The organism is Enterobacter sp. RHBSTW-00318, assembly GCF_014101375.1.
In the GTDB taxonomy this organism is placed as follows: Bacteria; Pseudomonadota; Gammaproteobacteria; order Enterobacterales; family Enterobacteriaceae; genus Enterobacter; species Enterobacter ludwigii.
Genome location: NZ_JABXQH010000001.1, coordinates 2018917 through 2040909 on the forward strand (window position 1 = coordinate 2018917; position 21993 = coordinate 2040909).

Consider the following 21993-nt stretch of genomic DNA (forward strand, 5'->3'; position numbering starts at 1 on the left):
TACCCCGCTCGAGGATTTAACGATGCTCGTTTATTGGCTGGATATTCTTGGCACAGCCGTTTTTGCTATCTCCGGCGTTTTACTCGCCGGAAAACTGCGCATGGATCCGTTTGGCGTACTGGTGCTGGGCGTGGTCACCGCCGTGGGTGGCGGGACAATCCGTGATATGGCCCTGGCGAATGGCCCGGTATTTTGGGTAAAAGATCCAACCGATCTGGTGGTGGCGATGGTCACCTGTCTGTTGACCATCGTATTGGTTCGCCAACCCCGCCGGTTACCGAAATGGATACTCCCGGTGCTGGATGCCGTCGGTCTGGCCGTCTTTGTGGGCATCGGGGTCAATAAAGCCTTCAATGCGGGAACGGGCCCGATGGTGGCCATCTGCATGGGCGTGTTAACCGGGGTCGGCGGCGGGATTATTCGCGACATTCTGGCGCGTGAAGTTCCCATGATCCTGCGTACCGAAATCTATGCCACGGCGTGTATTATTGGTGGGATTGTTCACGCGACGGCGTATTACACCTTTGCGATGCCGCTAGAAAATGCAGCCATGCTGGGTATGGTGGTCACGCTGGGGATACGGTTAGCGGCGATACGCTGGCATCTGAAGCTGCCGACGTTTGCGCTGGATGATAATGCACGATAAGCGTTGTTTATAAGCCCGGTGGCGCTACGCTTACCGGGCTTACGACTGCATCCCTGTCAGATGCTGAACGAAGAGCCACATCCACAGGTACTTGTCGCGTTCGGGTTAGTCACAACGAAGCGCGAACCTTCCAGGCCTTCAGTGTAATCCACCGAACCACCCACCAGGTACTGCAGGCTCATCGGGTCAACCACCAGCGCAACGCCCTGCTTCTCGATAGTCATATCGCCGTCGTTGACCTGATCGTCAAAGGTAAAACCATACTGGAAGCCGCTGCAGCCGCCACCGGTAATATAGACACGCAGTTTCAGATCCGGATTGTCCTCGTCGGCAATCAGGGTTTTCACTTTGTTGGCTGCTGCTTCGGTAAATTCCAGCGGCAACGCTACGTCATCACTCATCTTATGCTCCCATGAATACTGCTACTGCTATTGGGTAAAATTCACCCAATTCTTTATGTCATTATCTAATACCCTGGTAATTCATTCAAGTATTCTGCGTCGGGGCCCGCTCGGCCTCTTGTTTTGCCAGGGTACGAGCAAGAATGGTGGAGTATAGCGGTTTTCCACCCAGGAATTGGGCTAATAGTGTCGCGCCGAGACAGGTAATGATCATTGGCAAAATGAGCTGGTAATTATCCGTCATCTCCAGAACCAGCACGATGCCGGTCAACGGCGCACGCAGGGACGCCGCCAGCAGCGCGCCCATTCCGGCAATAGCAAAGGTCCCGGCGTCCAGATGATAGGCCGGGAATCCGGCAGCAGCGACCATGCCAAACGCGGTTCCCAGAAGCGTACCCAGCGCCAGCATCGGGGCAAAAATACCGCCAGGCGCACCGGAGGAGAAGCACAATACGGTGGTAATCACCCGCGAAATAAACATGAACAGCAACAGACCAATGCTGAAATTACCCGCCGCGGCAATCGGTATCAGCCCGAAGCCACCGCCTGCGGCATTGGGCTCAATGAAGCCGAGCACGCCGCAGCCGCCGCCCAGCAGTCCGCCGATCAATACCCAGCGGGTGGTATTCCCACCGTGAATGCGCTGGAACATATCCTGAGCGCGTAAGATAAGCGTGTTAAACAGCGGGCCGACCACGCCAAAAATCATGCCGAGGATCAGGTACAGCCACAGCGTATTCACTGGCGCATTGGTCAGTTTCCCCACCTCAATCACCGCCCCTTCGCCATTAAAAATGCGAAAGACAATGCTCGACATAATGACGCCGGTGAATACCGCTTTTATCGAGATAAGGTTGTAGCGAAACTGTGCCCGCATCTCTTCAATAATGAACAGGATCCCCGCGAGCGGTGCGTTGAACGCCGCCGAAAGGCCGGCCGCCGCCCCCGTTGCCAGCAGCGTATGTCGCGCCTCCGCGCTGCGCATGCGAAACAGATCGCCGACCATGCGCCCAACGTTTCCGCCCAGCTGCACCGTTGGCCCTTCGCGCCCGAGCACCATGCCTGCACCGAGCGTTCCCATGCCACCGATAAATTTTACCGGGATGACGCGCCACCAGCGAACCGGCCTCAGCTCTTCCAGCGCGCCTTCTATTTCAGGGATCCCGGAACCGCCCGCTTCCGGCGCAAATTTACGAACCAGGAAATAGCCCACCATGGCGAACAGCGCTGATAAGCCAAAGGCCCACACCCATACCCATCCACCGCTATAGGCAAAACCCGCCACGGTTCCAATTCGCCAGTTCATTATCGCGTTAACCGCTTTTTCGAAGGCGATACCCACCAGCCCGGCAACTGCGCCGACCACGGCAGCAGCCAGCAGGATAGCCAGCGGCGTTTTATCACGATTAAGCAAGCGCCGGATGCTGATACGGTGCTGCGCACGTCTGAACTGCTGTTCAGTATAAGAATGAGTGTCTGCTTTCATTACCGTTTCTTTTCGTCATACAAATAACCGCAGGGATTTTACCAGAGTGCGTAATATCATCCCGTGAAAAATACTTAACAATTGTTTAGGCATGAAAGGGGGCAAAAATTTCATTACCTTCCGAGGATCACTTAGAATAGTGTGCTTAATCATTTTATACGAACCAGGAACGACGCCATGAGCAAGTCTGAAAACCTCTACAGTGCAGCCCGCGAGCTTATCCCAGGTGGCGTGAATTCGCCTGTTCGCGCCTTTACCGGCGTAGGCGGTACGCCGCTGTTTATCGAACGTGCTGACGGCGCGTATCTGTATGATGTCGATGGCAAAGCCTATATCGATTATGTCGGCTCCTGGGGTCCGATGGTGCTGGGTCACAACCATCCTGCTATCCGCAATGCGGTGATCGAAGCCGCCCAGCGCGGCCTGAGCTTCGGCGCGCCAACCGAGATGGAAGTGAAAATGGCGGAACTGGTCACCGAACTGGTCCCGACAATGGACATGGTGCGTATGGTGAACTCCGGTACCGAGGCCACCATGAGCGCGATCCGCCTGGCACGTGGTTTTACCGGCCGTGACAAGATCATCAAATTTGAAGGCTGCTACCACGGTCATGCGGACTGCCTGCTGGTAAAAGCCGGCTCCGGCGCGCTGACCCTCGGTCAGCCGAACTCACCGGGCGTACCGGCTGACTTTGCGAAGCATACCCTGACCTGCACCTATAACGATCTGAACACCGTTCGGGCAGCCTTCGAGCAGTATCCGCAGGAGATTGCCTGTATCATCGTTGAACCTGTCGCAGGCAACATGAACTGCATTCCACCGCAGCCGGAGTTCCTGCCGGGTCTGCGCGCCCTGTGCGATGAGTTTGGCGCTCTGCTGATCATCGACGAAGTGATGACCGGCTTCCGCGTCGCGCTGGCGGGTGCACAGTCTTACTACGACGTAGAGCCGGACCTGACGTGCCTTGGCAAAATCATCGGCGGCGGCATGCCTGTCGGTGCATTCGGGGGACGTAAAGAGGTGATGGAAGCGCTGGCGCCGACTGGCCCGGTCTACCAGGCGGGAACCCTTTCCGGCAACCCGATTGCGATGGCCGCAGGTTTCGCCTGTCTGACCGAAGTCGCGCAGCCGGGTATTCACGAAACCCTGACCGACCTGACAACTCAACTGGCCAACGGCCTGCTGGAGGCCGCGCAAGAAACCGGTATTCCTCTGGTGGTAAACCACGTTGGTGGGATGTTCGGGATTTTCTTCACCGATGCGAAAACCGTGACCTGCTATCAGGATGTGGTGAAGTGTGACGTTGAACGCTTCAAGCGCTTCTTCCATCTGATGCTGGAAGAAGGCGTCTACCTGGCACCATCCGCGTTTGAAGCAGGCTTTATGTCCGTCGCGCACAGCGAAGACGATATCAATAAGACTATCGATGCTGCGCGCCGGGTCTTTGCGAAGTTGTAAGACAGAAACGAACTGCTGCCCTCTCCATCGGGAGAGGGCAATACCCCACCGCCCTTCTACCTGCTTTGCTTTCTCAACAAATAGATAAAGTACGGCGCCCCGATAAACGTCGACAGCAACCCGGCAGGTATCTGGTACGGGAACAACACCATCCGCCCCAGCCAGTCAGCCACCACCAGTATTATACCCCCCGTCAGCGCCGACATCACAATGTGCGGCATCGTGCGACGAAAGCCCATCATTCTGGCAATGTGCGGCGCCATTAAGCCGACAAAGCTCAGCGGGCCGATGGTCATGGTGGCCGTTGCCGTGAGGCATGCGGCCAGCAGCAGTAACCCGATACGGGACGGCGTCAGGGCCATCCCCACCGCACGCGCGGTCTCGCCGCCCAGCGGCAGAATGGTCATCCAGCGACGACACAGCGGCACCATCGCCAGCAATACGATCATTGCAATCCCGGAATGCACGACCTGGCTGCCGGTGGCGCTGTACGTTGAACCGGAGATCCAGGTCAGGATCTTGGCCATACGCGGATCGCCACTCGCCTGCAGCATCATCAGCAGCATGGTAAATGCCGTGCTGAGCGCCATCCCGGCAAGCAGCATCCGGTGAGGGGAAAACCCACCACGCCCGGAGGCAATGAGGATGATCAGCAGCGTCACCGCCGCGCCAACGCTCCCGGCAGGCATCAACCAGCCGAAGGCATTTCCCGGCACCAGGAACAGCATCAGGACCACGCCAAAGGCGGCACCAGAACTGATACCCAGAACCTCCGGGCTGGCCATCGGATTACCGGTCAGACGCTGGATAATACAGCCCGCCACCGCCAGCATGACCCCGGCGATTAACGCCGAAAGAATGCGCGGCCAGCGCCACTGCATGAGTTCGTTGAGCAGATCCCCAGACGCCCAGTGCCAGCCCACCGCATCGCGTCCGAAAGCGAGCGCGGCAAATGAGATAACAATCAGCACTGCCAGCCCGGCAAGGCTGAACCCCAGCACTGACTGGCGCTCAGCATAGACCTTATCGCCAGCATCCATCGCTGGCGCGCTGATACTGCGCAGACGCGGCAGCAGCCACAGCAGCAGCGGTGCACCGATAAGCGCCGTCATCGAACCGGTAGACACTTCCATCCAGACGCGTGCCAGCCAGAGAATGATTTGATCGGAAAGCCAGAGGATCAACGCGCCAATCAGCGGGGCTAACATCAGGCGCGCCAGCAGGCGGCGCGCACCGAGCATTTTTGCCAGCAGCGGCGCAAATAGCCCGATAAACCCGATGATGCCTACCGCATTTACCAGCAGGGCACTGAGCACAATCGCCAGCGTCAGCGCCCCCAGACGGGCCAGCGACAGCGCCAGCCCCAGATTACGCGCCACGCCATCGTCAAGACCCATCAACGTCAGCGGGCGCAAGAGCAGCAGCGTCAACACGACGCCACCGACGAGCTGCGGCCACAGACGCTGCACGACGCTCCAGTCGGTCTGGGTGAGCGTACCGGTGCTCCAGAGGAACATGCTCTGCAGCTGATCGTGATGGAACAGCACCAGCAGCTGATTAATCGCGCCGCAGTACAGGCTCACCACCAGCCCCGCAAGAATAAGCGTGACGGGGGAGAGACGCTTGCCCCAGGCGACGCCGAATACCAGCGCGCCCACCACACACGCACCGGCGAGGGCAGCAAACTGCGAGGTCAATGCCCCAGGCAACGCCCAGAGTGTGGTAATCGTGATCCCAAGCTGTGCCCCGGTCGCCACGCCAAGCGTCGTCGGCTCGGCCAGTGGGTTACGCAGTACCTGCTGGAATAAAACGCCCACCAGCCCTAATCCCGCCCCGACCAGCAGCGAAATCGAAAGGCGCGGCAACAGACTGTAGTGGAACAGCATTTGCTGAATATTATCGATATCTGGCGCCACCAGCGCCCCACGCCACTGGTCGCGCGGTAAGGCCGTCGACAGATTGAACCAGGTCAATGCCAGCGCGCACAGGAAAAGGAGGCAAAGTAACAGTTCCGGGAAACGGGCAATACGCTTACTCATGCCTGGCCTCCCAGCGCGTTGTCCAACACGCGGGCAAAGTGCATGGCAGAAAGCGTCGCGCCGTAGAACCATACCGCAGGTGCGCGCAGGAACCGTTTTTCACGCACAAACGGCATTGCCTGCCAGAGCGGCGTCGCCATCAGGGTTTGCATCTCCCGCTCGTTGCCGTGGTCAAAGCACAACACATCCACATCGCGAAATGCCGCAAGACGGTCAATCCCCACGGCGGTGCTGCCCCAGAAGGTCATCTCCCCTTCCCAGGCATTACGAATACCAAAACTGTCGAGCACGTCCTGGAACAGGCAGTTTTTCCCAAAGACCAGCATATGGCGGGCATCCAGCAGCGTCACCATCAGCAGCGGGCGATCGCCCCGGTGAGCAAAACGCGGCTTCAGGGCGTTAATCAGGGCATCAAAATCGTCGAGATGTTTTTTGGCCTCAACCTCACGGTTAAGGAACTGTGCCATCTCGTGGAGGGAGTTTTTCGCCATCGCCAGCGGATTTTTACCGTCGCTGAAGGAGAAACCACGGCCGGGCGCAATCCGTGCCATTGTCTCTTCTGACGGGCCGTAACCTGCAGACCAGAACAGGAATGACGGCTTCATCTGGGTGAGCAGTTCGAGGTTTGGCTCGGTGCGCAGGCCGATGTCGATTACCGAGTCCGGTAGCCTCGGCTCATTCACCCACAGCCTGTAGTTGGGAATATCCGCCACGCCATAGGGCGTAACGCCCAGCGCCATCATCAGCTCTACCGGCAACCATTCCAGCGCCACAATGCGGTGTGGATCGACCGCAGCCGCACGCGCGGTATTCATTTTTAACAGCAGCGGTGAAAGCGCCATTGCCGTCAGCAGACGACGGCGACTCATCAACATAGAATCCAGCATCAGTACACAAAGCTCACCGGTGCTGCCCCGGCAGGGTGAGGCAAAATCCCCATTGGAATACCGTAAATGTGTTCCAGCGTTTCACTGCGCATCAGTTCAGACGGCGTCCCCTGGGCGATCATCTCACCGCCGCGCAGGGCAACGAGGTAATCGCAGTAACGCGCGGCCATGTTGATATCATGCAGGACCGCGATAACCGTCAGACCGCGCTGCTGGCTTAAACGATGCACCAGCGCAAGCACGTCGACCTGATGGGCAATGTCCAGCGCAGAGGTCGGTTCGTCGAGCAGCAGGCAGCGGCTGTCCTGGGCCACCAGCATTGCTATCCACGCGCGCTGACGCTCCCCTCCTGACAGGCTGTCTACCAGACGGTGGGCCAGCGGTTTTAGCCCCACCAGCGCAATCGCCTCTTCCACTTTCTCTCTGTCGGCCGCGCCGAAACGGCCAAGCGCGCCGTGCCACGGATAACGCCCAATCGCCACCAGTTCACGCACGGTCATCCCCTCCGCCTGCGGCAACTGCTGCGGCAGATACGCCACTTTGCGGGCAAAGGCTTTACTGCTCCAGCTCTCCAGCGGCTGACCGTCCAGCAGGATATCGCCTTCTGACGGCGGCTGATGGCGGCCAAGCATTTTGAGCAGCGTTGATTTACCAGAGCCGTTGTGACCAATCAGGCCTGTCACTTTACCTGCCGGGAAGGTCAAAGAGAGCGGATGCAGCAGGGTGCGTCCGGGCACGCGAAAGGAGAGATTATTGAGCGTGAAGGTGGTGTCGGATTGCGTTTGATTATCCTGCATATCGGCCAACTTAAATAAAAAGGGCACGGCGAACCGTGCCCGAAGAGAGATTAGAAGCGGAAGGTCGCGGTGGCGACAACCTGACGTTCAGCACCCCAGTAGCATGCATAATCCTTGTAGCAGCTGGAGACATATTCCCGATCGAACAGGTTATTCACGTTCACCGCCACAGATGACCCCGGCAGACCCAGACGGGCCAGATCGTATTTCACCATCGCATCGGCAAGGGTGTAGCTCGCGACGTTAAACGGCTGATCTTTTTTGTCGCCGCTTGAGTAGTAGCTCACCGTGTTACCGATGTAACGGGTACCGGCACCAATCGTCAGGCCGCTTAAGGCCGTGTCGGTGAAGGTGTAATCTGCCCACAATGACGCCTGATTACGCGGCACTTCCGCCGGACGTTTACCTTCAAAGGTGCTGTCATGGGTGTACTCAGCATCAATAAAGCTGTACGCCGCGGTCACGTTGATATTGGCGTTAACCGCTGCCTTCGCTTCCAGTTCGAAACCGCGAGAACGGATCTCACCGGTCTGGATACTGTGAGTATTCGTTGGATCGTTCGGATCCGCCGTCAGGTTTTTATCCTTCGTCAGCTGGAACAGCGACGCGGCGACCACAACCGGCAGGTCTTTCGGCGCGTATTTCACACCCGTTTCATACTGCTTACCGCGGGAAGGGTCGAACGGTGTGCCGTTACGATCGGCGCCCGATACCGGCTCAAACGACTCGCTGTAGCTGAAGTAAGGTGAAATACCGTTATCAAAGAGATAGTTAATTCCCCCGCGCCAGGTGAAAGCCTGGTCGTGGTTTTCAGCCAGCGAATCGGCCGTACCGCGCGTCAGCGTTGAGGCCATCACGTAGTCGTAGCGTCCGCCCAGCGTCAGCACCCACTTATCCCACTCCGCCTGATCCTGAGCATAGAGCCCGGTCTGTTCATTACGGTTAACGACGGAATAGTTAGACCATGGCAGGTTAGTGTTGATGTTCGCGTTGCCGTAATCCGGGTTCTGGATATCAATCGGGTCGGCGGAACCATACAGCGCATTGATATCATTACGCATACGCGAGTAATCAACACCCGTCAGCAGCGTGTGGTCTACGGCGCCCGTCGCGAATGTCGACTGCAGTTGAGTATCCACGGTGAACATATTCAGATCTTCATCTGAACGCACATAAGCGCGGTTAATCTTGCCAGGCTCAGCGTAGCCATTGCCGTAAACAGAGCGGTAGAGCGTATGAACTTTTGCGTAACGCAGATTCTGACGCACGGTGAACGTGTCATCAAACTGATGCGAGAAGCTGTAACCAATCAACTGCTGGCGACGAGCCATCTTATTATCCGCTTCACCTTCGTTGAAATCGGTTGGGATCTTATGCTCATTGCCGTTTGCGTCACGGTATGGCACCACGGTCCCTTCCCGTGGCAACCAGCCGTAGTAGCCCGCTTCCGGATCGTTCTGGAAATTGCTCAGGAAGGTGAAATCGGTTTTGTCATCCGGACGCCAGCTAAAGGAGGGCGCAATCGCATAGCGGGTTGATTTTGACATCTCCTGCTGTGCGTTCTGACTACTGCCAAGACCGGTCAGGCGGTACGACCACACGCCATCTTCATCGATTGCATCACTGAAATCGAAGCCCGTTTGCCACAGGTTATTGGTCCCCATTTTAAACTGGACTTCTTTCAGCGGCTCGGTCAGTGGGCGTTTGCTCACCATACTGACGATACCGCCGGGATTGCTGTTGCCGTAGAGCACAGACGTAGGTCCGCGCATCACTTCTACGCGCTCAAGGAAGTACGGATCCATGGAAGCTTCGGAGTAGTTATTCCCCATCAGCTTCATACCATCGAGATACTGGTTGGTGTTTACCGTCGAAGGCGCGGTAAAACCACGAATTGAGACCACATCATAGGTGGTGGAGCTGCCGCGGGTCGCAAACACGCTCGGCGTATAGCCCAGCGCCTCTTTTACGGTCGCTGGCTGGCGGCGTTCCATTTCATCACGCGTCACCACGGAAATAGACTGCGGGGTCTTTTCAATCGCGGTATCGGTTTTGGTCGCCGTTGCCGTGCGTTTTGCTGCGATCGTTGGCGCAGGCCCCCACGGACTTTCCTGGGCGGCAGGCGCGGCGGTAACGGTGATGGTTTCTTCTTTTTTCTGGGTTTCAGCCGCATGTGCATACGTAGACATGCCGGCAACCGCTGTGGCTACGACGACCGCGATTTTTCGCAGCGACGTGTGAATTGGCTGAGCAGTATTGGAAAGCGCCATGTTTATCTCTGATGGAAAAGTGAATGATAACGTAAACGAGAATTATTATTATGACCGCAGAATAATATGCGAAACGCTGGCTGCATAGCAAGCAGTAAGCGGCCCTACGAGAATTAAGGGTTTAAGAAATAAACAAGAGAAAACGAAGGGTTAATCAGAATGAAAACGAGGGTTAAGGAAATGGAAAGTACAGGTAAAAAAATCCCCCCTTTCGGGGGGATGTGAGGCGTTAGTTACCGCCGAACATATCTTTAATCCAGCCCGCGACACCGTCGCTGTCTTTTTTCTCATTCTGCTGCTGCGGCTGTTGTTGCGGCTGCTGCTGAGGCTGAGAAGACTGCTCGAACGGGTTACCCGTCGGTTGCTCTGGCTGGCTTTGCTGGCACAGCGAATCCGGGTTGGTGGTCCAGACAGGCAAGGTACGCATACCGCCGCCACAGACAAAGTTACCAGAACCGTCCACGCCCATATCGACGATATCTTCCGGCGCCACCAGATTCAGCGGTACCGGAGACTGATTCGCCAGATAGCGCTGGTAAATCGACATCGCCCCGCTTGCACCGTACAGTTTGGTTGGCTGGTTGTTATCGCGACCTACCCAGGTGATCACCACTTCACGGCCATCGATACCGGCGAACCAGGTATCCACATTGTTGTTGGTGGTCCCGGTTTTACCTGCCAGATGCAGGCCCGGATACTTCGCACCCAGTTGACGTCCGGTCCCCCGCTGCACAACCTGCTGCATCGTCCACAACGTCATATAGGCCGCCTGCGCTGGCACGGCACGTTCCGCTTGCGGGAAGCTCTGATACAGCACGGAGCCATCCTCGGCAATCACTGAACGCAGAGCAGAAAGCGGTGCACGGTTACCCCCGCTGGCAATGGTCTGGAACGCCTGAGCCACTTCGATCGGCGTCAGGTTAAGCGCCCCCAGGATCATCGCCGGAACAGGATGGAGCTGATCTTTCGGCACACCCAGTTTCTGCCAGGTGTCGACAATCACCGGCAGACCGAGCGCCATACCCAGGTTCACCGTTGGCACGTTCATCGAGCGGGTCAACGCATCCACCAGCATGACCTGGCCGCTGAACTGTTTATCGTCGTTCTGCGGAGACCATACCTGGCCGTTAGGCTGGCGCAGGGAAATCGGCGCATCGGCAATCCAGGTATTCAGGCGATACTGGTTAGGCTGACTCAGGGCGGTAAGATAGGTTGCCGGTTTTGCCAGTGAACCAATCGAACGTCGCGCCTGCATTGCACGGTTGTAGCCTGCGAACTGCGGCTCAGCACCGCCCACCATGGCGCGAACTTCGCCGGTGTTACGGTCAACCACCACCATCGCGGTTTCAAGATCGCTCAGCTTACGCTGTTTCTTCAGCGCCGGGATGCCTTCCACCGCAGCTTTTTCAGCGGCTTCCTGCGCCACGGAATCGAAGGTAGTAAAGATCTTCACGCCGGAGAGATCTTTCACCTTATCACCGAGCTTGCTTTGCAGCTCCTGACGCACCAGCTGCATAAACGCAGGCTGAGGCGAGATCACGCCACCGCGCGGCTGAACGCCGAGTGGACGTGCGCTCAGCATGTCGTACAGCTCCTGGTCAATCACCTGCTGCTGTTGCAGCAGACGCAGCACCAGGTTACGACGTTCCAGCGCCAGTTTCGGGTTACGCCACGGGTTATAAATGGACGCCCCTTTCACCATGCCCACCAGCAGCGCCTGCTGGTCAAGGCTCAGCTCTTCCACCGGACGACCAAAGTAGTACAGACTTGCCAGCGGGAAGCCGCGGATTTCGTTATCCCCGCTCTGACCGAGGTACACCTCGTTCATGTACAGCTCAAGGATACGATCCTTGCTGTAACGCGCATCCATCAGTACGGCCATGTACGCTTCGTTGGCTTTACGCCAGTAAGAGCGTTCACTGGAGAGGAACAAGTTCTTCACCAGCTGCTGGGTCAGCGTACTCGCCCCCTGCACCGTCCGTCCGGCGGTCAGGTTAGCCAGCACCGCACGGCCAATTGAGTAAAGGCTGATGCCATCATGCTCATAGAAGTGACGGTCTTCGGTTGCCAGCAGGGTATCAACCAGCAGGTCCGGGAAGCCGTTACGGGCAACGAACAGACGTTGTTCGCCGTTCGCCGACGAGAGCATGGTGATCAGACGCGGATCGAGACGGAAGAAACCGAACTGACGGTTGTTATCCATGTTCTCGATGGTGTCCAGACGATCGCCGTCAAAGGTCAGACGCGCACGCACCTGGCCCTCTTTGCTGTCCGGGAAATCAAACGGACGGCGGATCATCTCAATGCTTTTCGCCTGCACGGTAAATTCGCCAGGACGCGTCATTTTCGACACCTGACGATACTGGGTGGCTTCCAGCAGTTTCACCATCTCGTTCTTGCTGATGGACATATCTGGCTCAAGGTTCACCATGCGGCCATACACCGCCGCAGGCAGTTGCCAGACTTTTCCGTCGATACGGCTACGGATCTTCTGATCCAGATAGACGCCGTAAATCGCCATCAGCACAACAAATACAATGAACAGCTTCAGCAGCAGCCAGAACCAGCCGCGCTTGCCCCGAGGCTTACGCCCTTTGCCTTTCCCTTTACGCGGCATCGGTTCTTCATCCTCATAATCGTCTTCATAGTCATCGTCATAGTCCTCATCTCTGAGGCGACGACGGCTTACCTTTTCTTTCGCCGGACGCGTTGGTTTTCCCTTACGTCCTATTGGCTCGCGGTCATTCCCCGCCATGCTTTTTCTCCGCAACTTTCAGGCGCAAGGGCCCGATTCTCTTTTCTTCCACTGGCCTGTGAAAGAAGAAATCTCTCAAAGTAAACAGCAAGACCTTCCTGACAGGAACGTCTTTAGTATTTTCTCCCGCACCCTGCGGGTGAGGGCATCAAGCCGCACGTTCCCAGCCACACCCGTCACGAATATTTCTTCGTCCGTCGTGTCGGTGCCGTATTTGCCGGATCGTCCGGCCAGACATGTTTGGGATACCGCCCCTTCATCTCTTTTTGCACGTCACGGTAGCTCCCCGCCCAGAATGCCCCCAGGTCGCGGGTAATCTGTAACGGGCGATGGGCTGGCGACAACAGCTCCAGCACCAGAGAGACGCGCCCTTGCGCCACAGAAGGCGTGGTGGCTTCTCCAAACATTTCCTGCATACGTACCGCCAGCGCCGGAGGATTATCCTCGTGATAACGAATGGCAATCCGGCTTCCGGTCGGCACAGTGTAATGCCCTGGCAGTTCACTATCCAGACGTTGACGTAATGACCAGTCCAGTAAATTCTGTAACGCGACCTTAACATCAAGCGCTTTTAGCGCACGCAGCGAGTGTACACCGTGCATTTGCGGCAGCAGCCAGCGTTCAAGCGAGGCCAGCAATGTCTCATCATCGACCGCGGGCCAGTCATACTCCGTTAGCCAGCGTGCGGCACAGTGAAGACGAATACGGTACTGTTCCGCCTCTGGCGTCCAGTTCAACACCCCTAACCCTTTGTCCCGGATGCCGTTCAGCATGGCCAGATGCAGCACCTCTTCCGACGGTTTTGCCAGCGGCGTGGTGCCGAGGATCAGTTTACCTGTCTGGCTGCGACGAAACGCCTTCAGCGTGCCCTGAGCCTCATCCCATTCCACGGTATCGGATTGCTGGACCAACTGCGGACAGGCACGCGTCAGGGCGTCAATATCCACCGCGATAGCCTGTAAAATACGCGCGTCCGGGGAGTGGCTACCCTGTAACAGTAACGGCGCAATCAGCCATTCGTGACGCGTCATGGCGTCATCGCTGTCCAGCATGGCCCCCATGCCATTGGCCAGTTGATATCGCCCGTCCAGACCGCGACGACGCGCGATCCTGTCGGGAAACGCCTGCGCTAACAGAGGCGCGATAGCCGCGCTGTCTGGCGACCCGGCGCGGCCGTTGAGTCGCCGGCAAAGCTGCTGCGCCCGCTGCTGCCAGTTCCCCTGATTGCGGGAAAAGGCCTGCGCCAGATCGCTGCTGCCACCGCGCGGTGGCTCCTCAAGAATAGCCGCCAGTTTCGCCGCCGTAGCAATTTCATCCTCCCCCTGCGCGGCCACCAGCATCGCCGCCAGGCGAGGGTCATTGCCCAGCGCGGCCATTTTTTGCCCGCGGGATGACAATCGCTCACCATCAAGCGCCCCCAGGCGGTTCAGTAAGGCCCGGGCAGCAGCAAGGTTAGCGGCGGGTGGAGGATTAAGCCAGGTCAGCTGTGCCGGATCCGGGCATCCCCACTGCAGAAGATCCATCACCAGCCCCGCCAGATCACTGTGTAAAATTTCCGGCGTGCTTTGCTGTGCAGCGCGTTCAGCCTGCTCCGCGCTGGTCAAATGCAGGCAGATACCGGGCTCAAGACGTCCCGCACGGCCTGCTCGCTGGACCATTGACGCCTGGCTTATGCGCTGCGTCAGCAGTTTAGTCAGCCCGGTACGCGCGTCAAAGCTCGCCACCCTCTCCTGCGCACTGTCCACCACCAGGCGAATGCCTTCAATGGTTAAACTGGTTTCGGCAATATTGGTTGCCAGCACCACCTTACGCTGCCCCGCGGGCGCGGGCAGGATTGCTTTACGCTGATCCGCCAGCGACAGCGCGCCGTAGAGCGGGCAAAGCAGCACGTCACTTCCCACCCGGGAAGCCAGTTGGTCCTGCACGCGCTGGATCTCGCCTACACCTGGCAAAAACAGCAATAGCGATCCCGATTCCTGGCGGAGCAATTCGGCGGTTGCGATGGCTACCGCGTCGTCAAAACGCTGATGGGCAGGCAACGGTTGATAGCGACGCTCAACAGGAAATGCTCTGCCTTCGGAGGCGATAACCGGCGCGTCGGGCAACGTCTGCTGCAGTCGCTCGTTATCCAGCGTAGCGGACATGATAAGCAACCGGAGGTCGTCGCGTAGTCCTTGCTGAACATCAAGTAACAGCGCCAGTGCCAGATCTGCCTGCAGGCTACGTTCGTGGAATTCATCCAGAATCACCAATCCGACGCCGTTTAACTCCGGATCGTTTTGCAGCATGCGGGTCAGGATCCCTTCGGTCACCACCTCAAGGCGCGTGGACGGGCCAACACAGGTTTCGGCGCGCATACGGTAACCCACCGTCTCGCCCGGCTTTTCACCAAGCAGTTCCGCCAGGCGCTGCGCCACGTTCCGTGCGGCCAGCCTGCGCGGCTCCAGCAGGATAATTTTCCCGCGGACAGTGCCCTCTTTGAGGATCTGCAGCGGCAGCCAGGTGGATTTACCTGCGCCCGTCGGGGCGTTAAGTAAAACCTGCGGGGCATGGTGTAAGGCAGCAAGAAGCTCAGGAAGGACGACGGCGACCGGCAATGAGGACACTAACAGCTCCAGAGGGTTAACATTAGTCGGCGTACATTGTAGCATCGGCGCATACCATTACCGAGTCCCCTGTATGTCTGAGTCGAAACGGCTGTTTTTTGCCATAGAATTGCCCTCCACGCTACAGCGAAAAATCGTTCGCTGGCGAGCCAGCCATTTTCCCCAGGACGCAGGGCGTCCGATCGCGGCGGCAAACCTGCACCTGACGCTGGCCTTTCTGGGCGATGTCAGCGCCGAAAAACAGCGCGCGCTGGCAGCAATGGCTGGCCGCATTTCTCAGCCGGCGTTTACGCTGCACCTCGACGACGCGGGCCAGTGGCTGCGCTCACGCGTGGTCTGGCTGGGCACGCGCCAGCCGCCCCGCGGGCTTTTACAGCTTGCGAGTATGTTGCGCGCCCAGGCGGCTCGCAGTGGGTGTTACCAGAGTCCGCAGCCGTTTCATCCGCATATCACCCTGCTGCGCGATGCCGGTCAGGCCGTTGCCATTCCGCCACCCGGCTTTCACTGGGACGTTGAGGTCAATAACTTCGCGCTTTACGAATCGGTCTTTACCCAAGGACGCACCCGTTACACGCCGCTACAGCGCTGGTCGCTGGGCGATACCCTAAGGAATTCTGATGAAGTTTAGTCCTGCCCTGCAGCACGCCACGCTGGTTCAACGCTACAAACGCTTTCTCGCTGACGTGATCACCCCCGAAGGTGAACAGCTCACGCTGCACTGCCCGAACACCGGTGCCATGACCGGCTGTGCGACGCCGGGTGACACGGTCTGGTATTCCACTTCAGAAAATACTAAACGCAAATATGCCCATACCTGGGAAATGACCGAGACGCAAAACGGGGCATTTATTTGCGTGAATACCCTGCGCGCCAATCAATTAGTTAAGGAAGCATTGACCCTTGGCACCCTGCCCGAACTTGTGGGATATGGCACGCATAAAAGTGAAGTTAAATATGGCGATGAAAGCAGCAGAATTGACTTCATGTTACAGGCGGAAGACCGGCCCGAGTGCTATATTGAAGTAAAATCAGTGACGTTAGCGGAACAGGAAAACGGCTACTTCCCGGATGCGGTCACGCTACGGGGGCAGAAGCATCTGCGGGAGCTGATGAGTGTTGCGGCGGCGGGCAAACGCGCCGTATTGCTGTTTGCGGTTTTACATTCAGCCATTGAACGATTTTCTCCAGCCCGCCATATTGATCTCAAATACGCGCAATTGTTGAATGAGGCACAAAAGCAGGGGGTGGAGGTTTTGGCTTATAAAGCGGAACTTTCTGCCGATAATATGACTCTGAGATCCTCTCTTCCCATTGTCTTATAAGGGATTAGACGATTGACTATTAAGTGTTCTGGCCGCGTGCGCAAATACGCTTTTCCTCACAGGCTTGTCAAGTGTTACGTTTAGATAATTGCCATACGGAAAAGCATCTGCTATTTATAGCGACCTGATTTTTCCCCCAACACGGGGATCGATAGTGCGTGTTAAGGAGAAGCAACATGCAAGAAGGGCAAAACCGTAAAACATCGTCCCTGAGTATTCTCGCCATCGCTGGGGTGGAGCCGTATCAAGAGAAGCCGGGCGAAGAGTATATGAACGAAGCCCAGCTGTCGCACTTCAAGCGTATTCTTGAAGCATGGCGTAATCAACTCAGGGATGAAGTCGATCGCACCGTTACTCATATGCAGGATGAAGCTGCTAACTTCCCGGACCCGGTAGACCGTGCCGCTCAGGAAGAAGAGTTCAGCCTCGAACTGCGTAACCGTGACCGCGAACGCAAACTGATCAAAAAGATCGAAAAAACGCTGAAAAAAGTCGAAGACGAAGATTTTGGCTACTGCGAATCCTGCGGTGTTGAAATCGGAATTCGTCGCCTGGAAGCGCGTCCAACCGCCGATCTGTGCATCGACTGTAAAACGCTGGCAGAAATCCGCGAAAAACAGATGGCCGGTTAATACCAGCGCTGTTTACACACTCCAAAGGCGGGAGTTTCTCCCGCCTTGTTACTGTTGATATGTCTGAATCACACTATATTGGGCGCTTCGCGCCATCCCCTTCTGGTGAATTACACTTCGGCTCATTAATTGCCGCCCTCGGCAGCTACCTGCAGGCTCGCGCCCGTCACGGTAAATGGCTGGTCCGCATTGAAGATATTGATCCTCCGCGTGAAGTTCCCGGTGCAGCAGATACCATTCTGCGTCAGCTGGAACATTACGGTCTTCACTGGGACGGTGACGTCCTCTGGCAGTCAAGGCGACATGATGCCTACCGGGAACGCCTGGCGTGGCTCCACGCACAAGGGCTCTCCTACTACTGCACCTGCACCCGCGCGCGTATTCAGAGCGTGGGTGGCGTCTATGACGGCCACTGCCGCACGCGCAATAACGGTCCAGAACTGGCCGCCGTGCGCATAAAGCAGCATGTCCCGGTGACGCACTTTACTGATTTACTCTCCGGCGAAATCCATGCGGATGAACGTCTTGCACGCGAAGATTTTATTATCCACCGCCGTGACGGCCTGTTCGCCTATAACCTGGCGGTAGTGGTTGATGACCATTTCCAGGGCGTGACGGAAATTGTGCGCGGGGCTGACCTGGTGGAACCTACCGTGCGACAAATATCGCTCTATCACCAGTTTGGCTGGAACGCGCCGGATTACATTCATCTGCCGCTGGCGGTCAATGAACAGGGCTTTAAACTGTCAAAACAAAATCATGCGCCCGCCCTGCCAGACGGCGATCCGCGCCCTGTTTTGATCGACGCGCTGCGATTTCTCAACCAGAATGTAACCAACGAATGGCAGGATTTGCGAATTGACGAACTGCTGAAAATGGCGATCGCCAACTGGACGCTGACGACCGTGCCAAAAATCCAGCATTCTCAAATGCGTTGCGCTGAGCTATGATTAGCCGCTTTTTTCATAACAAAACACACTACGAGGTGTACTATTTTTACCCGAGTCGCTAATTTTTGCCGTAAAGTGCTAAGCCGCGAAGAGAGCATGGCGAACGACGCTATTGCGCAAAACCGCATGTCGGTTATTCCACGTGAGCAGCACAATATTTCCCGCAAAGATATCAGTGAAAATGCCCTCAAGGTGCTCTATCGTCTGAATAAAGCAGGCTACGAGGCCTATCTCGTTGGCGGTGGGGTGCGTGATTTACTGCTGGGCAAAAAACCAAAAGATTTCGACGTGACGACCAGCGCCACGCCAGAGCAGGTGCGCAAATTATTCCGTAACTGCCGCCTTGTTGGCCGTCGTTTTCGTCTTGCTCACGTCATGTTTGGGCCGGAAATTATTGAAGTGGCGACCTTCCGCGGTCACCACGAAGCGGGCGAATCCGATCGCACCACCTCCCAGCGCGGCCAGAACGGCATGCTGCTGCGGGACAATATCTTCGGTTCTATCGAAGAAGATGCCCAGCGTCGCGATTTCACGATCAACAGCCTTTACTACAGCGTGGCAGATTTCACCGTCCGTGATTACGTCGGTGGCATGCAGGACCTGAAAGAGGGTCTGATTCGCCTGATCGGCACGCCGGAAACGCGTTATCGTGAAGACCCGGTGCGTATGCTGCGCGCCGTACGTTTCGCCGCCAAACTGTCAATGCGCATCAGCCCGGAAACCGCAGAGCCGATACCGCGTCTGGCGACGCTGATTAACGACGTGCCGCCAGCCCGTCTGTTTGAAGAGGCGCTGAAGCTGCTGCAGGCCGGTTACGGCTACGAAACCTACAAGCTGCTACGCGAATGCAGCCTTTTCCAGCCCCTGTTCCCGACCATTACGCGCTGCTTTACCGAAAACGGTGACAGCCCAATGGAACGCATGATTGCGCAGGTGCTGAAGAATACCGATACCCGCATTCACAACGATATGCGTGTGAACCCGGCGTTCCTGTTTGCTGCGATGTTCTGGTATCCGCTGCTGGAAGCGGCGCAGAGAATTGCGCAGGAAAGCGGTCTGGCCTACTACGATGCGTTTGCGCTGGCCGCAAATGACGTGCTGGATGAAGCCTGCCGCACGCTCGCCATTCCAAAACGTATTACGACGCTGGTGCGTGATATCTGGCAGCTTCAGCTGCGCATGTCTCGTCGTCAGGGTAAACGCGCCTGGAAGCTGATGGAGCATCCTAAATTCCGCGCTGCGTTCGATTTACTGTCGCTGCGTGCTGAAATTGAACGGAACCAGGAACTGCAGCGTCTGGCGCAGTGGTGGGGCGAATTCCAGGTTTCAGCACCGCCAGAGCAGAAAGATATGCTCGTCGACCTCGATGACGAACCGACGCCGCGTCGTCGCCACCGTCGTCCGCGCAAACGTGCGCCGCGCCGTGAAGGTACGGCATGACCCTGGCGTACATTGCCATCGGCAGCAATCTGGCCTCTCCGCTGGAGCAGGTTAATGCTGCCGTTCAGGCGCTGGGTGAAATCCCACAAAGCCGTATTGTGGCGGTCTCTTCTTTCTACCGGACACCGCCGCTGGGGCCACAGGATCAGCCTGATTACCTGAATGCCGCCGTGGTGCTGGACACTGCGCTGAATGCCGACACGCTGCTGGATAATACTCAGCGAATCGAACTGCAGCAGGGCCGCGTACGCAAAGCCGAACGCTGGGGGCCGCGCACCCTCGATCTCGACATTATGCTGTTTGGCCACGAGGTGATTAACACCCCCCGTCTCACCGTTCCGCACTACGACATGAAAAATCGCGGCTTTATGCTCTGGCCGCTGTTCGACGTTGCCCCTGACCTCACCTTCCCTGACGGCCTCTCGCTGAAGGCAGTGCTGGATAGCCTCGACGCAGAAAAACCTGCCCGCTGGTGATCCGCGTTTTTACCGGTTAACCCTCACGGAATTGTGGTTAATCGGTTGCCTAAAATCATTGTTCCCTCAAATGTTACTGTTAGAATGCGCAAAGATTCGCTTTTGGGCTATCAGGAAACAGTATGAAACCAACCACCATCTCCTTACTGCAGAAATGCAAACAGGAAAAGAGACGCTTCGCCACCATTACTGCGTATGACTACAGCTTCGCTAAGCTTTTTGCCGAAGAGGGTATCACTGTCATGCTGGTCGGAGATTCGTTAGGGATGACGGTACAAGGCCATGATTCCACCCTGCCGGTGACGGTCGAAGATATTGCCTACCATACCCGTGCCGTGCGCCGCGGAGCACCTGCCTGTCTGCTGCTTTCCGATCTGCCTTTTATGGCCTACGCGACGCCAGAGCAAGCGTTCGAGAATGCGGCAACCGTCATGCGTGCCGGGGCCAATATGGTCAAAATCGAAGGCGGAGCCTGGCTTGCAGAGACCGTGAAAATGCTCACCGAACGTGCCGTGCCGGTCTGCGGCCACCTGGGTCTGACGCCGCAATCCGTCAATATTTTTGGCGGCTATAAGGTGCAGGGCCGCGGTGACGCGGCACAGACACTGTTTGAGGATGCCCTGGCGCTGGAAGCCGCTGGCGCACAGCTGCTGGTGCTGGAGTGTGTGCCGGTTGAACTGGCAAAACGCATCACCGAGGCGCTGTCGATTCCGGTGATTGGCATTGGCGCAGGCAATGTTACCGACGGTCAGATTTTAGTGATGCACGACGCCTTTGGTATTACCGGCGGTCATATCCCTAAATTCGCCAAAAATTTCCTGGCAGAAGCAGGCGACATGCGTGCTGCTGTGCGGCAGTATATTGCCGACGTTGAATCCGGTGTTTACCCGGGTGAAGAACACAGTTTCCATTAAGGAGTCTTGTTGTGCTAATCATTGAAACCCTGCCGCTGCTTCGCCAGCATATCCGACGTGCACGTCAGGAAGGTAAACGTATCGCACTGGTTCCCACGATGGGTAACCTGCATGACGGCCATATGAAGCTTGTTGATGAAGCCAGAGCGCGTGCAGATATCGTGGTGGTCAGTATCTTCGTGAACCCCATGCAGTTTGACCGTGCCGACGACCTGGCGCGCTATCCGCGCACCCTGCAGGAAGATTGCGAAAAACTCAAAAAACGCCACGCGGACATTGTCTTCTCTCCGGCACCTGCAGACGTCTACCCGCAGGGGACCGAGGACGCGACCTACGTGGACGTGCCGGGCATTTCAACCATGCTGGAAGGCGCCAGCCGTCCGGGCCATTTCCGCGGCGTTTCAACCATCGTCAGCAAGCTGTTTAACCTGGTGCAGCCCGACGTTGCCTGCTTCGGTGAGAAGGACTTCCAGCAGCTGGCGTTGATCCGTAAGATGGTCGCCGACATGGGTTATGATATCGAGATCGTGGGCGTGCCGATTGTGCGTGCCAAAGACGGTCTGGCGCTCAGTTCCCGTAACGGGTACCTTACCGCGGATGAGCGTAAAATCGCGCCGGGATTGAGCAAGGTCATGAATACCATGGCGGAACAGCTTGTGGCTAAAGAGCTGAGCGCAGAAGAGATCGTTGCCCTCGCCGAACAGGCGCTGAACGACAAAGGCTTCCGCGCTGACGATATCCAAATCCGTGATGCCGATACGCTGCTTGAGCTGACCGATACCAGCAAGCGCGCGGTGCTTCTGGTGGCTGCATGGCTCGGTCAGGCACGCCTTATCGACAATAAAGTGGTTGAGCTGGCATAACTCTCTACCTCCCCTCGTTCGCGGGGGGTTAACGCATGATGATTAAAGGTA

Annotated in this window: 18 protein-coding genes; 10 read left to right on the top strand and 8 right to left on the bottom strand. The window is 57.1% G+C overall.

Annotation, left to right across the window (positions count from 1 at the left end; all coding sequences use genetic code 11):
- Positions 1-22: 22 nt before the first annotated feature.
- Positions 23-646, top strand: coding sequence for a TRIC cation channel family protein (locus HV157_RS10180; RefSeq protein ID WP_014168690.1), 624 nt, complete (start codon positions 23-25; stop codon positions 644-646).
- 56 nt (positions 647-702) lie between these two features.
- Here the strand turns inward: HV157_RS10180 and erpA are convergent, their stop codons facing one another.
- Together erpA and clcA are read right to left on the bottom strand one after the other, a co-directional pair.
- Positions 703-1047 carry an iron-sulfur cluster insertion protein ErpA gene (erpA, locus tag HV157_RS10185; RefSeq protein ID WP_013095643.1) on the bottom strand — a complete coding sequence of 115 codons (345 nt, stop codon included), beginning with the start codon at positions 1045-1047 and terminating at the stop codon, positions 703-705.
- Positions 1048-1132: 85 nt separating this feature from the next.
- Positions 1133-2533 carry a H(+)/Cl(-) exchange transporter ClcA gene (clcA, locus tag HV157_RS10190; protein ID WP_020882610.1) on the bottom strand — a complete coding sequence of 467 codons (1401 nt, stop codon included), beginning with the start codon at positions 2531-2533 and terminating at the stop codon, positions 1133-1135.
- Between the two features lie 177 nt (positions 2534-2710).
- On the opposite strand from clcA, the gene hemL reads away from it, so the two are divergent.
- Positions 2711-3991: a glutamate-1-semialdehyde 2,1-aminomutase gene (gene hemL / locus HV157_RS10195; RefSeq protein WP_032681635.1), complete on the top strand. Its 1281-nt coding sequence runs from the start codon at positions 2711-2713 to the stop codon at positions 3989-3991.
- A gap of 56 nt (positions 3992-4047) precedes the next feature.
- Here the strand turns inward: hemL and fhuB are convergent, their stop codons facing one another.
- The 6 genes from fhuB to hrpB all read right to left on the bottom strand — a co-directional run bounded on the left by fhuB (position 4048) and on the right by hrpB (position 15345).
- Entirely contained in the window at positions 4048-6030 is a 1983-nt protein-coding gene (gene fhuB / locus HV157_RS10200) for a Fe(3+)-hydroxamate ABC transporter permease FhuB (RefSeq protein ID WP_182378501.1), read from the bottom strand.
- Positions 6027-6917 (bottom strand): Fe(3+)-hydroxamate ABC transporter substrate-binding protein FhuD, encoded by an 891-nt coding sequence (gene fhuD / locus HV157_RS10205; RefSeq protein ID WP_040018653.1) that lies wholly within the window; start codon positions 6915-6917, stop codon positions 6027-6029. The genes fhuB and fhuD overlap by 4 nt, the downstream gene beginning before the upstream one ends.
- Positions 6917-7714 (bottom strand): Fe3+-hydroxamate ABC transporter ATP-binding protein FhuC, encoded by a 798-nt coding sequence (gene fhuC, locus HV157_RS10210; protein ID WP_182268215.1) that lies wholly within the window; start codon positions 7712-7714, stop codon positions 6917-6919. The genes fhuD and fhuC overlap by 1 nt, the downstream gene beginning before the upstream one ends.
- A 50-nt stretch (positions 7715-7764) precedes the next feature.
- A complete protein-coding gene (fhuA, locus tag HV157_RS10215; RefSeq protein ID WP_182268214.1) occupies positions 7765-9984 on the bottom strand; it encodes a ferrichrome porin FhuA in 2220 nt (739 codons plus the stop codon).
- Positions 9985-10213: 229 nt separating this feature from the next.
- Entirely contained in the window at positions 10214-12739 is a 2526-nt protein-coding gene (gene mrcB, locus HV157_RS10220) for a bifunctional glycosyl transferase/transpeptidase (RefSeq protein ID WP_182268213.1), read from the bottom strand.
- A 176-nt stretch (positions 12740-12915) separates the two neighbouring features.
- Positions 12916-15345 carry an ATP-dependent helicase HrpB gene (hrpB, locus tag HV157_RS10225; RefSeq protein WP_182268212.1) on the bottom strand — a complete coding sequence of 810 codons (2430 nt, stop codon included), beginning with the start codon at positions 15343-15345 and terminating at the stop codon, positions 12916-12918.
- Between the two features lie 73 nt (positions 15346-15418).
- On the opposite strand from hrpB, the gene thpR reads away from it, so the two are divergent.
- The 8 genes from thpR to panC all read left to right on the top strand — a co-directional run bounded on the left by thpR (position 15419) and on the right by panC (position 21942).
- A complete protein-coding gene (gene thpR, locus HV157_RS10230) occupies positions 15419-15973 on the top strand; it encodes an RNA 2',3'-cyclic phosphodiesterase (RefSeq protein ID WP_182268211.1) in 555 nt (184 codons plus the stop codon).
- Positions 15963-16667, top strand: a complete 705-nt coding sequence (sfsA, locus tag HV157_RS10235; RefSeq protein ID WP_014168679.1) for a DNA/RNA nuclease SfsA — start codon at positions 15963-15965, stop codon at positions 16665-16667. The genes thpR and sfsA overlap by 11 nt, the downstream gene beginning before the upstream one ends.
- 176 nt (positions 16668-16843) lie before the next feature.
- Complete coding sequence (gene dksA, locus HV157_RS10240; protein WP_001155232.1) at positions 16844-17299, top strand: RNA polymerase-binding protein DksA; 456 nt, start codon at positions 16844-16846, stop codon at positions 17297-17299.
- 59 nt (positions 17300-17358) lie between these two features.
- Positions 17359-18249, top strand: coding sequence for a tRNA glutamyl-Q(34) synthetase GluQRS (gene gluQRS, locus HV157_RS10245; protein WP_044867508.1), 891 nt, complete (start codon positions 17359-17361; stop codon positions 18247-18249).
- Between the two features lie 42 nt (positions 18250-18291).
- The gene (gene pcnB, locus HV157_RS10250; RefSeq protein WP_182268648.1) at positions 18292-19689 is read left to right on the top strand and encodes a polynucleotide adenylyltransferase PcnB; all 1398 of its coding nucleotides are present in this window, start codon (positions 18292-18294) and stop codon (positions 19687-19689) included.
- The gene (gene folK / locus HV157_RS10255) at positions 19686-20165 is read left to right on the top strand and encodes a 2-amino-4-hydroxy-6-hydroxymethyldihydropteridine diphosphokinase (protein ID WP_020882600.1); all 480 of its coding nucleotides are present in this window, start codon (positions 19686-19688) and stop codon (positions 20163-20165) included. Before pcnB ends, folK begins: the two co-directional genes overlap by 4 nt.
- Before the next feature lie 122 nt (positions 20166-20287).
- The gene (gene panB, locus HV157_RS10260; protein WP_014168674.1) at positions 20288-21079 is read left to right on the top strand and encodes a 3-methyl-2-oxobutanoate hydroxymethyltransferase; all 792 of its coding nucleotides are present in this window, start codon (positions 20288-20290) and stop codon (positions 21077-21079) included.
- A gap of 11 nt (positions 21080-21090) precedes the next feature.
- Positions 21091-21942 (top strand): pantoate--beta-alanine ligase, encoded by an 852-nt coding sequence (gene panC / locus HV157_RS10265; protein ID WP_025205376.1) that lies wholly within the window; start codon positions 21091-21093, stop codon positions 21940-21942.
- Positions 21943-21993 lie beyond the last annotated feature (51 nt).

Bases quoted from the DNA above. Each gene is read 5' to 3' on its own strand.
- erpA (WP_013095643.1), bottom strand. From the start codon at position 1,047: ATGAGTGATGACGTAGCGTTGCCGCTGGAATTTACCGAAGCAGCAGCC.
- panB (WP_014168674.1), top strand. From the start codon at position 20,288: ATGAAACCAACCACCATCTCCTTACTGCAGAAATGCAAACAGGAAAAG.
- fhuA (WP_182268214.1), bottom strand. From the start codon at position 9,984: ATGGCGCTTTCCAATACTGCTCAGCCAATTCACACGTCGCTGCGAAAA.
- thpR (WP_182268211.1), top strand. From the start codon at position 15,419: ATGTCTGAGTCGAAACGGCTGTTTTTTGCCATAGAATTGCCCTCCACG.
- HV157_RS10180 (WP_014168690.1), top strand. From the start codon at position 23: ATGCTCGTTTATTGGCTGGATATTCTTGGCACAGCCGTTTTTGCTATC.
- sfsA (WP_014168679.1), top strand. From the start codon at position 15,963: ATGAAGTTTAGTCCTGCCCTGCAGCACGCCACGCTGGTTCAACGCTAC.
- fhuD (WP_040018653.1), bottom strand. From the start codon at position 6,917: ATGCTGGATTCTATGTTGATGAGTCGCCGTCGTCTGCTGACGGCAATG.
- dksA (WP_001155232.1), top strand. From the start codon at position 16,844: ATGCAAGAAGGGCAAAACCGTAAAACATCGTCCCTGAGTATTCTCGCC.
- fhuC (WP_182268215.1), bottom strand. From the start codon at position 7,714: ATGCAGGATAATCAAACGCAATCCGACACCACCTTCACGCTCAATAAT.
- gluQRS (WP_044867508.1), top strand. From the start codon at position 17,359: ATGTCTGAATCACACTATATTGGGCGCTTCGCGCCATCCCCTTCTGGT.
- mrcB (WP_182268213.1), bottom strand. From the start codon at position 12,739: ATGGCGGGGAATGACCGCGAGCCAATAGGACGTAAGGGAAAACCAACG.
- folK (WP_020882600.1), top strand. From the start codon at position 19,686: ATGACCCTGGCGTACATTGCCATCGGCAGCAATCTGGCCTCTCCGCTG.
- hemL (WP_032681635.1), top strand. From the start codon at position 2,711: ATGAGCAAGTCTGAAAACCTCTACAGTGCAGCCCGCGAGCTTATCCCA.
- clcA (WP_020882610.1), bottom strand. From the start codon at position 2,533: ATGAAAGCAGACACTCATTCTTATACTGAACAGCAGTTCAGACGTGCG.
- fhuB (WP_182378501.1), bottom strand. From the start codon at position 6,030: ATGAGTAAGCGTATTGCCCGTTTCCCGGAACTGTTACTTTGCCTCCTT.